Annotated in this window: 10 protein-coding genes; 5 read left to right on the forward strand and 5 right to left on the reverse strand. The window is 46.0% G+C overall.

Annotated features, from left to right (window positions below; translation table 11 throughout):
• Nucleotides 1-180: 180 nt before the first annotated feature.
• Genes HP567_RS06155 through HP567_RS06175 form a run of 5 tightly spaced genes read left to right on the forward strand, consistent with a single transcriptional unit; the run spans nucleotide 181 to nucleotide 5194 of the window.
• The gene (locus tag HP567_RS06155) at nucleotides 181-1299 is read left to right on the forward strand and encodes an ABC transporter substrate-binding protein (RefSeq protein ID WP_173610664.1); all 1119 of its coding nucleotides are present in this window, start codon (nucleotides 181-183) and stop codon (nucleotides 1297-1299) included.
• Nucleotides 1300-1307: 8 nt separating this feature from the next.
• Nucleotides 1308-2402 (forward strand): ABC transporter ATP-binding protein, encoded by a 1095-nt coding sequence (locus HP567_RS06160; protein WP_173610663.1) that lies wholly within the window; start codon nucleotides 1308-1310, stop codon nucleotides 2400-2402.
• 3 nt (nucleotides 2403-2405) lie between these two features.
• Nucleotides 2406-3248 (forward strand): ABC transporter permease, encoded by an 843-nt coding sequence (locus HP567_RS06165; protein WP_173610662.1) that lies wholly within the window; start codon nucleotides 2406-2408, stop codon nucleotides 3246-3248.
• Complete coding sequence (locus HP567_RS06170) at nucleotides 3245-4045, forward strand: ABC transporter permease (RefSeq protein ID WP_173610661.1); 801 nt, start codon at nucleotides 3245-3247, stop codon at nucleotides 4043-4045. The genes HP567_RS06165 and HP567_RS06170 overlap by 4 nt, the downstream gene beginning before the upstream one ends.
• 12 nt (nucleotides 4046-4057) lie before the next feature.
• A complete protein-coding gene (locus HP567_RS06175; protein ID WP_173610660.1) occupies nucleotides 4058-5194 on the forward strand; it encodes a M20 family metallopeptidase in 1137 nt (378 codons plus the stop codon).
• Nucleotides 5195-5285: 91 nt separating this feature from the next.
• Here the strand turns inward: HP567_RS06175 and HP567_RS06180 are convergent, their stop codons facing one another.
• The 5 genes from HP567_RS06180 to HP567_RS06200 all read right to left on the reverse strand — a co-directional run bounded on the left by HP567_RS06180 (nucleotide 5286) and on the right by HP567_RS06200 (nucleotide 12022).
• Nucleotides 5286-5582, reverse strand: coding sequence for a hypothetical protein (locus HP567_RS06180; RefSeq protein ID WP_106652499.1), 297 nt, complete (start codon nucleotides 5580-5582; stop codon nucleotides 5286-5288).
• Nucleotides 5583-5752: 170 nt separating this feature from the next.
• The gene (locus HP567_RS06185) at nucleotides 5753-6106 is read right to left on the reverse strand and encodes a hypothetical protein (protein ID WP_047072301.1); all 354 of its coding nucleotides are present in this window, start codon (nucleotides 6104-6106) and stop codon (nucleotides 5753-5755) included.
• A gap of 88 nt (nucleotides 6107-6194) precedes the next feature.
• Nucleotides 6195-8630, reverse strand: a complete 2436-nt coding sequence (locus HP567_RS06190) for a hypothetical protein (RefSeq protein WP_173610659.1) — start codon at nucleotides 8628-8630, stop codon at nucleotides 6195-6197.
• Nucleotides 8630-11245: a hypothetical protein gene (locus HP567_RS06195; RefSeq protein ID WP_173610658.1), complete on the reverse strand. Its 2616-nt coding sequence runs from the start codon at nucleotides 11243-11245 to the stop codon at nucleotides 8630-8632. The genes HP567_RS06190 and HP567_RS06195 overlap by 1 nt, the downstream gene beginning before the upstream one ends.
• A 3-nt stretch (nucleotides 11246-11248) precedes the next feature.
• The gene (locus tag HP567_RS06200; protein WP_173610657.1) at nucleotides 11249-12022 is read right to left on the reverse strand and encodes a hypothetical protein; all 774 of its coding nucleotides are present in this window, start codon (nucleotides 12020-12022) and stop codon (nucleotides 11249-11251) included.
• Nucleotides 12023-12043: the final 21 nt, after the last annotated feature.

Below are 12043 nucleotides of genomic sequence, written 5' to 3' on the forward strand. Positions count from 1 at the left end.
GATTGAAGTAATTTTACCATTAGAAAGAATGCTGGCAAGCCTGTAATTGGGGCAATGATGCTTCTAGTACGACTACCTTGAATAGTCAGTATCTTTGTGCTAGTATAACATTATCGTTCCCAAATAGGAAACGCCGTTCTCTATTTGTGAACAATACAGACAATCGGGGGTCGAACTTACATGAAGAAAAAGGCATTATCCGTCTTGTCCATTTTCGCTTTGACTGGTTCCTTGCTGGCTGGATGTGGCTCCTCCACGCCGCAAACATCTGCTCCTTCACCGGCTGCTGGCAACAATAGCGGCACCGAGGCACAAGCTCAGCTGGAAGACACACTGGTAGTAGCAGGGAACGGCGCGACCGTTGAAAAGATGATGAAGGATGAAGTGTTCAAGAAGTTTAACGAGAAGTATCCGAATGTAAAGCTGACCTATGTTTCTGGTGTTTCTACGGAGATCGTAGCGAAGGTTAAGGCACAGAAAAATGCTCCGCAAATCGACCTGACAATCGTTGAAGGCGGCGAACAAGAGAAGGGACGTCAAGAAGGCTTGTGGGAAACGGTATCCGCAACAGATATCCCGAACATGAAAAACGTACCGCAAGATTTGCGAGTGACGGAGGATAGCGGTGTAGTTGTAAACTTCACACCGATGGGGATTTCCTACAATGCGGACCTGGTAAAAGAAAAAGGCTTGCCTGTACCGAAGTCCTGGAATGACCTGGCCAAGCCTGAAGTGAAAGGCTACATCACGATGACAGACGTAGCGAGCAACTTCGGACGCTCTGCAATGATCATGTTGGCGTACGCAAATGGCGGGTCTGAGAAAGACATCGAACAAGGTTTTAAAAAAATGGAAACGATTGCAGGATACATGCCGACCTTTGCGAAGAGTGCAGCACAGCTTCAGCAAAATCTGCAAAACAAGAGCGCAGCCTACACTACTTGGACAATGGCGCGTAGCTTGACACAAAAAGAGGCAGGCGTACCATTGGAGTTCGTTTTCCCTGAAGAGGGCGGAAACATCGTACCGAACGTAGCTACGCTGGTAAAAGGTTCGAAGAGTCCAAAAGCGGCAAAAGCATTCGTTGATTTCCTTTTGACGGATGAAATTCAAACGATGTACGCAACGAAGCTGTACTACAATCCGGCAACATCTGTGAAGCTGCCAGACGATGTAGCGAAAACATTGGAATTCGATCGTACAAAGGTTGTCAACTTCGACTATAGCGTAGTGAGCAAGGAAACATCTGCTTGGCTTGATCGCTTTAACAAAGAAATCGCACCTAAAACAGGAAAGTAGGTATTCACGTGACCAAGGTGATTGACGTTGAACTGCGCGGCATCATGAAAAAATTTCAAAGCAATGTCGTGGTTCAAAACTTCAACCTGCAGGTGGAGCAAGGCGAATTCATCTCGTTTCTCGGCCCATCTGGTTGCGGTAAGACCACGACCTTGAATATGATTGCCGGTTTTTTGGACCCGGATGGCGGAGACCTTTTGATCAAAGGGCAGCGAATGAATGGCGTGCCTCCGTACAAACGGGAGCTGGGCATGGTATTTCAGACGTACTCGCTGTTCCCGCATATGACTGTGGCGGAAAACATCGCCTACGGCTTGAAATTGCGCAAAGTGAACAAGCAAGAAATGCAAGAGCGTGTGAATCGTGTACTTGGGCTGGTCAAGCTGCCAAACGTAGCAGAACGCTATCCGAAACAACTCTCCGGCGGACAACGCCAGCGGATTGCGATTGCACGGGCGCTTGTTATTGAACCGTCTCTCCTGCTTTTGGATGAGCCGCTCAGTAACCTGGATGCCAAACTTCGTGAAGAGCTGCGCGATGAGTTAAAGCGCTTACATCACGAAATTGGGGTTACAACCATTTTCGTTACCCATGACCAAGAAGAGGCGCTAGCACTCTCTGATCGCATCGTGGTCATGAATCACGGATTTGTGGAGCAAATCGGTACACCGCTGGAGATTTACAATCAGCCCGCATCTGAATTCGTGCATACTTTCATCGGTAAGACGAACCGTTTGGAAGGGGAAGTCATCGGAATGGACGGGGATGTACTCACGCTGCGGACGACTGGTGGAATGCTCGTAAAGGCGGCAAAGCAACAGCGAACCGTGGCACTCCATGAAAAAGTGATCATTTTTATCCGACCAGAGAAAATCAAGCTGACCGATACAATAGTCAGTGAGGAAGCGAATCGGGTAAAAGGACATTTGCAGCTTGCCTCCTTCCTGGGCTCGTACACAGAATGTGAGGTCAAGGTCGGGGAGCATACGCTTTCGGCAAAAGTCCAAATGACCGATAGTTCGGTGGACCGCCAAGAAGGTCAAACGGTTTACTGTCAATGGAACGCGGACGACGTACTGGTCATGCCCGCGGGAAGGGGATGACGGATGAGCAAGCGTCTCTCGGTTACATTGTTGACAGCACCTGCGATGATTTTGCTGCTTGGCGTATTCATCCTCCCCATGCTGATGATGCTTTTGCTCAGCTTTCAGGATGAGAATCAGGCGTTCTCTTTGCACAATTATTCATTATTTATACAAGATCCGTACTACTTGGAGATTCTTTGGCGGACGATTCGCGTGAGTCTCTGGACGGTACTAGTAAGCCTCTTGCTCGGATTTCCTGTAGCGATGTACATGGCGCAGGCTACAGGGAAAATGCGTGGAATCGTCACGATGCTGATCCTGGCCCCTCACCTTATCAGTGTGGTTATTCGCAACTTCGGTTGGGTAGTGGTTTTGGGGGAGAAAGGGTGGATCAATGAGACGTTGATCAGTCTGGGTCTGATCGATCAACCGTTGCGGCTTTTGTATAACGAGCTGGGTATTGTGATCGGTCTGACGGATTCCTTCATTGCCTACATGGTTCTGGCGATTGCAACCAGCTTGTATGCCATTGATCCGTCCTTGAATAAGGCGGCATCGATTTTGGGGGCTTCCCGCGTACGTACGTTTTTCAGTGTGACATTGCCCTTGTGCTTGCCGGGGATTATTGCCGGGACGACACTGGTGTTCAGCTTGTCGATGAGTGCCTTTGTGACACCTGCCCTGATGGGGGGAACGTCCGTGAAAGTCTTGCCTGTCATTGCCTATGAGCAAATCATGGCTACACTGAACTGGCCTTTGGGTGCGGCACTTGCCTTCCTGCTCTTGGGCAGCACCATCCTATTGGTGACTTTGTATACAAAGCTGATTGAAACCAAGCGGTATAAAGAGGTGTTTGCGTCATGAAAAAAATAAACGTACTTGGACTCATCACGTTCTTTGTGCTTGTTTTGGTCAATCTGCCATTTCTGGTCATCATCCCGAGCTCCTTTACGGCAGCCGGATACCTCGCTTTTCCGCCCGAAGGATTTTCGTGGCAGTGGTATGAAATGATTTTGGATCGGCCGGAGTTCATCGATTCGTTGTGGATCAGTCTGAAGCTAGCTACGATAACGGCGATTTTGGCGACTTTTTTAGGGACATTGGCTGCATTCGCGCTGTCCAAATACAAGTTTCGTGGGAGCGGCATCATCAACGCACTGATGCTTTCACCACTTACCGTTCCTTCGCTGATTATCGGGATTTCCGCGCTGCTGTTTTTCACGCGAATTGGTATCGCGGGGACGTTTACAGGACTTTTGCTGGCGCACATGCTGATCTCGATTCCGTATGTCGTTAGGCTGGTGCTCACAGGGCTTAGCTCGTTCGATTATACGTTGGAAAAAGCGGGATACATGCTGGGTGCCCATCCGTTTCGGGTGTTCTGGGATATTACGTTGCCACTGTTGCGTCCGGCTATCGTGTCGGGGATGATCTTTTCGTTCTTGACGTCGTTTGACAATGTGACGGTTTCTTTGTTCTTGGTGGCACCGGATACGACGACGCTGCCACTCGCGATTTTCACCTATATGCAGGAAACACTTGACCCGTTGGTGGCTTCGATTTCCTCGGTGGTCATCCTGCTGAGTCTGGTGTTCATCGTCTTGTTGGAAAAAGTGTACGGACTAGAGCGCCTGTTCGGACTCAATTCACAATCTCACTAAGGAAGAGGCACTATGTCAATCCACACTTATGTACAAGAGAATATGCCCCACTATCTACAGCTACTCGAGGAGGCAGTCAACATGGACTCGCCTTCTCGTGACAAACAGCTGGGCGACCGGATGGCGGGCTGGTTCGCTCTGCAGTTTCAACGGCTGACAGGGGGAGTAGCAGAGCTAATCCCGAATAAGACGTATGGCGATCAGGTGCGTTGTACGCTAGGCAACGGGGAAAAACAAATCCTCATCATCGGCCATTACGATACCGTATGGCTAGAAGGAGAGGCGGCTCGCCGACCGTTTGCGATCCGGGATGAGAAAGCGTACGGGCCGGGCGTATACGATATGAAAGCGGGCGTTTTGCAAGCAATGTTTGCCATGCGGGCATTGGTAAAGCTGGATCGCCTGCCAGCAGATAAAAAAATCGTGCTCTTATTAAACAGTGATGAGGAGATCGGCAGCCCGACTTCTCGCCGACTGGTAGAAGAAGAAGCCGCGCGTTCGGTGGCGAGCTTTGTGTTGGAGCCGCCGACCGAACCGAGCGGCGCACTCAAAACATGGCGGAAGGGAAGCGCCCATTTTACCTTGGCAGTCAGCGGAATTTCCTCACACGCGGGCGTCGATCATCAAAAAGGTGTCTCTGCTATTGAAGAGCTGGCGAGACAAGTGCAATTTCTGCATGCCTTGACCGATTATGAAAAAGGAACGACCGTCAATGTGGGCGTCATCAAGGGCGGTATTGGCTCCAATGTCGTAGCCGACTCAGCAGAAGCAGAAGTAGACGTGAGATTTATCTCGATGGAAGAGGCATTACGCATTGAGAAGGTAATGAGCGAGCTCACGCCAGTGCTCGTCGGTACAAACATCAGTGTAAAGGGAGGCATTCGCCGACCACCGATGGAACGAACCGAAGAGACAGGCAAATTATTTTCCCTTGCACAATCGATTAGCATCAATGAACTAGGGATGGCTTTGGAAGAGTCGGGGACAGGTGGAGTCAGCGATGGCAATTTCGCTGCTGCTTGCGGAGTCCCGACGCTGGATGGACTTGGTGTAAAGGGTGGCTACGCCCACTCGCCGGATGAATGGATCGAACTGGGAGAAATATCGACGCGCGCTACCTTGTTGGCGCGGTTGATAGAGGAAGTATAGAGAGAAGCAAGAGAAAAAGAGAAGAGGCACCTGCCTGATGCGTAAGATGGTTGCATCAGGCCAGGTGCCTTTTTGTGCGGATAAGGAGAGGTTATTGTTTCGAGGATGTATTCAGCTTTTTCACAAAGCTGTTGAGGTAGTTCGCTCCGCGGCTGGTGAGGATACCAGCCAGCACGGCAGAAACGTAGTAGCCGCTGCCCTCAAGACCAAAGGGGTTGACTTGAAAAGCGAGGGAGAGCGAAATGCCGATGAGGATGGAGAGGATGTAAGTGGAGCGGTCTTTTAGTACGGGGAAGGCATTCTTTAAAATTTCGGTTACGGCTTCAATCAAGATCGCCATAAAAGTAAGCAGACTCAGGCTGTGAATGAATTGGTCAATGTCAATCAAAGGTTGATCCTCCTTTTGCTAGTAGAGCGGGGCGTACTTCGGGGAAAACATCCAGCCGTCATTCATTTGTGAGGGAGTTAATTAGCGAGGCGAGATTTCGCCCAAAGGCAGGTAGGTGTCACTTTCGTGGATGATGACTTGTGGAGGAGGTACGGCTGGATCGGCAACATCTAGGAAATCCTTGCTTGCATGTAGGTTTTGAGTTCGGTTTCCAGTTCTTTTACACGAAACTCCAGCTGTTGCCTCTCTACTACCAGCGTCGTGTATTTATCTCGCCACTCCTGTACGATGGTTTCAAGCTCCATGCAACGGTTGCGCCAAACATGGAGTTCTTCCCGAAGCTTGTCCATTTCCTGACGAAGCTCCTGGCGAATTTGCTGGTTCTCCTGCGAGATTTGTTGCCTGTCTGTTATCATCAACTCTTTCTTGTTGTTGTGGCGAGCAACCAGATACGTAACGATTGCGGTCAGTACACTGGATACTACCAAGGGGAGAGTGGAAGAGTTGAGTAGTGTTTGGATCATCCGTTTATTCACCTGCTTTCTCTTGTGAGGTCTATATATAGAGTAGACAGTTTGGGGAATTTCTCACGGTGGTTTGAGAGCTTGTCTTTTACCATAACTGCTTAATTTGGAAGTAAGTATAAGCGGGGAGGGCTTCTATGACGCTGTTGGCAAAAAAAGAGTAGCCGAAAAGCTCTACGTAGTCGCCGGGCTTTAGCTGAACGATGCTTGAACCGTTTAAACACCAGGAATGGTTGGAATAGGAGACGATGCTGCTGAGTACTTTATGGAGTTCACCATTGATTCGTACTTCTAGTTGTAGACCATTTGGTGAGGTGGTTGGGCTTTTGATTCGTGCTGAGCCAACGATTAAGTAGTCGCCAAGTGCTTTTGCAACAAAGCGGCTTTGGTTTTTATCGAACTCTTGGAGGGCGTCGTGGGTGGTTGTATTGAAATTGATTTTAGTGAAGGTGTCAGCTGCGTTTAAGATCTGGTCGGCGGACATGGTGGCGGTTAGGCTTGTGCCTGTTTTAGCTGGATTAAGTAACAGGTTGGAGCTGGTCAGGGTATAACCAGAGATGGCAGGGGATTTCACGGAGCCAGAAGGCGAGGTAATGACTGCTTTTACCCGTAAATCAGCATAAAGAGGGTTCTTAAAGGAATGTTTGCGTCCGAGGACTGCTGATTCCCAAGTAGCGCCGCCGTCGTTGGACAGATACCAGTCTATCGAGCCTTCTTGAAGGGTTTGGTCAGCGGTAAGCGAGGCATGGGCAATGGGAGATACGGAAGGGAGCTTGGTGCTTACAAACTCTTGGATGACTTCCCCTGAAAGAGTTCCTGTAACTATACGATAACCATACAATTCAGGAGTTAGATTTATAGTTGGCGAGTCTAGTCTGGCTCGTAAAAGCAGGGAGCTAGAGAGGGTTGGGAATGTAATTTCTTCTCCTGGTATAGCATTGAGCCACTCTAGTCCGTTGTTGTTGGTTACCTCTAAAGTCACAGTGGATTTGGACGCTCCGAAGGTGTACTCATCGATGGCTTGGTTAGTGTCGTACCTGGAGGTTAACGACAGTGTTCGTAGGACTCCGTTGCTGTCTTTGAAGGGGAAATGCTTGCCTGCAAAGGCCGAAACGGTTACTGAAGTATCGATGATGGATAAGTTGGAAGCTTTGAAGGTAGCGAGATAGTATTTGTTTAGCTCTGCATATGAGGAGTAAACAAAGTGGTAATTGGGGCCGTCAGCGATAAGTCTGGAAACCCAATTGGCGTTGATGTTTATCGCTGAAGTGGACTGAACAAGCGTTTCTGGGTGAAGGGAATACAGTTTAACTGTATAGGAATTAGTACTGCCCGTATAAATAGTTTGTATGGCGATGTACTTATCTAAGGCGGGGTCATACATCATGTCAATCGAGATGTCTTTTCCTCCGTGTGCTAGTTGTATATTTCGAACGTTCCGAAATGAACTGTCGAAAAGAAATACTTTGAAATAATTTCCGTTTACCATACCTAGAGCAACTTGGTTTCTTACTGGGTCATAGGTTGAGCACAAGTAATCCGTTGGACCTGTTGAAAGAATATTAATCAAATCAGTAACTAAAAGACCATCACTATTAAAAACATGGAATCTCGTATAAGAAGAAACTGAATGAAAGACCCATACCCTATTCTGATTATCTAGAGTCAGTGATGTTGCAATAACTGTTCCAGCGCCCAAATAAATGGAATACCAATCCCTGAAGGTGGAGCCGTCGCTATTTACAACACCGACTGCACCGTCTAGTGATGAATGTGAAATAGAGAACCAGACACGATTGTTATAGTCTACGACGTAATCTATCGATTGGAAAGGAAGAGTATGGGTAGTTCCAGTAAAGGGCAGGATCGTTCTCTCGAAAGACAGACTGCCATCAGGATTTGTTACTCTTGCATGAATCCCTGTACCGTTTACAAGTGCGACCTTCCAAGTACGATTCGTGCGGTCTGTAAATCCCATTGGCTGTGAAAAGATACTTCCAGAATAGGAAAAGCGAGTAGCTTCTGAGAAAGCGTATGTGCTGGGTTCGTTAACTACAGCGTTAATGGTTACTTTGTTTGTACTTGGGATAGTAATCGGTTTTGAATAAAAAATACCGTTTTTAATCCCAGATGAATTTCTGATTAGACGGTTAGTTGTATCTACCGTGACTCCCATAGAATTTACGTCGTCAAAATAGTTCGTGGTGCTGAAGTCTTCGGTAAAGTCAGGGGTAACCGTAGGAGTTACTCTTCCCTGTACAACTCCAGCTGTTGTCTTTTCAGAGTCGACATAAGTTAATGTATCAAATTCTTCAGAGAAGGTGCTGGAGACAGTACTTCTGTGCATTTCAAGTTCTTCTACTCGATTTGCAAGAGCGGGATCAGATGCTGTGATTGGGACTACACTTTCACCTGTTCCGACAAAAAGTTCATGGGTATCAGTTGTAAAAAGAGGCTCCCCCGCTGATGCAGCGAAGGGGAGATTGGCTTTTAAACCGCGTTTTAGTTTAATTGGTAGTGTCATTAGAATGTACCTCCATCTACTTCGGTGATCGGGGAGCCACTGCTACCGCCAGAGCCTACGTTTATTTTGTAATCTCCATCTGAGAATAAGAGGACTCGCAGATTGGTATTTCGGTTATACCCGTATTTGTAATCGACTCCGGGCATCGCCATGTCCCACGAATCTAGTAAGTCTACATCCATGGTAAGGGAGTCTAGGCTTGTTTCATCAGTGGATGATGACTGTTCGAAGTAGAATGCGCATCTTAAGTTTTTAGCTTGGCCGATCTTTTCGTCCCATTCAGAAATGTTGTTGAAATCGTCTATTGTCATTGCTTTTGCTTTGAAATCAATGGGGTTAGTAATATCAACAGTTGTCCACGAGCCATTCTTTTGTTTTGCTTCCCATGTTGTTCCACTGTCTGTACTTATTGCAACTCTTAGGACGCCTTTCTCTGTACCTGATAAGGTTAAATAGTTGATTTTTGATGTGTTGAGAAAGCTTACATCATTTTTCATTTTTATGATCTTTGGTACAGGAACTCCAGTAAGATGAGCAACCGTGGGCTCTCTTTTAGGTTTCGAAACAAGAATTTTGAGGTTGGATTTTTCTGTTAAATCTTTCAAGTATGGGGCGCATGTAGAGAGGTCGAGCATGCCTTTATTTTGAAACATATCGTCTGTAGGGGGAGCAGCACCGACGGTTTCCCAGCCGGAAGGAGTGTATGTTTTCACGTCTGTACCGTCTAGTATGAGAAATCGATTATTGTTGAATGACTCAATCAGCAGAGCAGGACGGAAGCCTCGGCCTGGAGTTGTTAGATCTGTTGAACCAGATGTCCAGTTTTTGAGACCGTTATAACCTCGAATCACACGGGCCTTTGAATTAGATTGATCGGTCGTACTGGTCCATGAACCGTGATTTACATTATTCCAGATCTGGTCATCGGTAATGTACTTATCCCATTCGTTGTCTTTATCCGATGCATTTACTCCACCTGTCGGTAGTCGCAATGCTATTTCTCTATCAGAGGATGTGAACAATTGGACAGTATAAAAGCCCACATAATAAAGTCGGTTCCATACGTAACGTTCTGATATTCTGATGCGATATTGTGTATAAGTTTTATCATTTTTGAATGAGAAGGTCTTTTTAAGACCGTGCCAGCTTGATACTTCATTTCCATTATGCAAGATATCCCAAGAAGTTCCATCGTTAGAAGCTTCGAAGAACCATTTTTTCGGACTATATATGGCATATAGATAATACGAAGTAATTCTTGTTGGTGTTGAATACTCGATCTTTAAAATCTCTTCTGTTGTTTCAGTAGCAGCAGTACTTGTCCAGTACGTTGACTCTGATCCGTCAAAAGCCTTCCATGCATGATAATTTGCTGTGTCATACTCTGTTGAAGCAGATACTTTACACGCTGCAGAAGAATACCCAGACAATCCTGGAATGGTGTGAAGGTTTTTAATTGGCAGTCCGCTTCCACTTGCAATCCCTGCTGTATTTAAGGCATCCCATGAAATGGTTTGGATATTGCGGTCAGCCATCAGCAACTTATCACCCTTGTGATTTGTACCGTACATGATGAAATACCCATCACCATTTGCACTTGTTGCAGGAGCATTGGGCAGAAGTCCTGCCATTTCTTTTCCGATAGATATGGTTCCAAACGTACCAGCAGGTGCCAAGTAGTTAAAACGAATACGTTTTCCTACAGTTAAATCTTGTACATCTACTACTTCATCAGGGTGGAGAATCCTACCATCGGCATCAATATCAATGGCATCAATCTGTATGTTCTTCACGTTCACGTTATTTGGGTCAAAACCAATACTTCCTGCATATGAAGGAACTGTAATCTCTACAGTATGCATTTTATTCTCTAACCCTATCTTTTCGTACTGTAATGCTTGAAACTTTAAATCCCCATACTGACTGAATGTTTCAGTGGTACCATCAATCGTTATTGGAACATTAGGGAATTTATTTTGGTACATGTTACCTATTATTCTGATTTTAGTGCCAATAAAATTAAATTTAATCTTAAAATCTGCACTTGTTGCATAGTTGGAGGCTCCTCCATAAAAGCTTTGATTTGATTCTCTTACGAAAGTTCCAAAGTACTTTATAGCTGGATTACCGTCGTCATACCTTTTCCACCCTTGAGCTGGTGCAGTTAATTGACCCCCGATAGGAAATTCAATAGATCCTGTATCATCTATATCAATGGCATCAATTCCAAGATAATCTGTCCCAGAATTCAATTTCAGCTCAACACGGTGCTTGCCTTCAGACAATCCCATTTTTTCAAATACGATGACTTGTGGAGTATTTGAAGCACTTGAAGTACTTCTTTCACTAAATGTATGGGCGACCCCATCAATCGTGATTTTCGCATCTGCCGTGAAGTTGTTCCAGAAAAAAGATATGATACGAATTTTTGTTCCTACAAAGTCAAACGTTGCCGTGTCTCCTGTTGTTGAGGTGTAGGTATCTGTTAATTCATAACTACCTGCATATCCTGTTCTTTTCGCCCATGTTCCGTTATATGCAATAGACGGATAAGTGTTATCATATCGCTTCCATCCTGCCTCTGGTGCAGCTAATTGATCTCCAATTGTAGCCATGTATTACACCTCCCTATATTCAAACACTGGTCGAAAACCTGTACTCTCATAAGCTATTGATGTTTTACTCATCCCTAAGCCTTTCCATATCGGAAAATTATCCTCACTTCCCCTTCCAACTCGCCAAGTATTGTCTTGAACTTCAATAGTTCCTGTACTTGATATACGAGAACCTGTCATAGTGGTATCTTGCGTAATTGTAAAACGTACTTTGTAATGAAATACATCATCTACTGTATATCCATCTTTTATCATGCTTTGAGGAAATCCCATTAAGTACTTATCATATTCGTTGTTCACAGGAAAGCATGTTCCATTGCTCAATCTGGCATCTAAGGTTTTATTTTCATTTGCATCTGCATAAGCTACTCCACCTGTGAGAGATCGGAGTGTACCTGAAATATTCTCACTCGAAGCATAGCCTTGTGAGATATTCGAGCTTGTACTAAACGAATAGGGATTCCCTTGTATCACCTTCCCTGCATTCAGGGCATCCCAAGAGATGGAGTGTTGACACACCCTATCAGCGATCAGCAATCCTTTGGCAACTTTCACAAAATAAAATAATTTGGAGTTGTTAGTAGTGGACTCTCCTGTTACTGGCTTTTCTTCAGCCGTAGAGAATGTATCTGTCCCTAACCCAACTAATATCCCTGCTGGACTATCAGACAGGCTCCCGCTACTTCCATGGAAGGAGTACCAACACTTTACATAGTCACCGATCTGCATATCTGAAACTTTTGATCGTAACTGTCCGGTTGTTGCTGGAATGGGCATTTTTTTCACCTCAACAATTCA

Source organism: Brevibacillus sp. M2.1A, assembly GCF_013284355.2.
GTDB lineage: Bacteria > Bacillota > Bacilli > Brevibacillales > Brevibacillaceae > Brevibacillus.

Bases quoted from the DNA above. Each gene is read 5' to 3' on its own strand.
- HP567_RS06155 (WP_173610664.1), top strand. From the start codon at position 181: ATGAAGAAAAAGGCATTATCCGTCTTGTCCATTTTCGCTTTGACTGGT.
- HP567_RS06165 (WP_173610662.1), top strand. From the start codon at position 2,406: ATGAGCAAGCGTCTCTCGGTTACATTGTTGACAGCACCTGCGATGATT.
- HP567_RS06170 (WP_173610661.1), top strand. From the start codon at position 3,245: ATGAAAAAAATAAACGTACTTGGACTCATCACGTTCTTTGTGCTTGTT.
- HP567_RS06175 (WP_173610660.1), top strand. From the start codon at position 4,058: ATGTCAATCCACACTTATGTACAAGAGAATATGCCCCACTATCTACAG.
- HP567_RS06185 (WP_047072301.1), bottom strand. From the start codon at position 6,106: ATGATCCAAACACTACTCAACTCTTCCACTCTCCCCTTGGTAGTATCC.
- HP567_RS06190 (WP_173610659.1), bottom strand. From the start codon at position 8,630: ATGACACTACCAATTAAACTAAAACGCGGTTTAAAAGCCAATCTCCCC.
- HP567_RS06195 (WP_173610658.1), bottom strand. From the start codon at position 11,245: ATGGCTACAATTGGAGATCAATTAGCTGCACCAGAGGCAGGATGGAAG.
- HP567_RS06200 (WP_173610657.1), bottom strand. From the start codon at position 12,022: ATGCCCATTCCAGCAACAACCGGACAGTTACGATCAAAAGTTTCAGAT.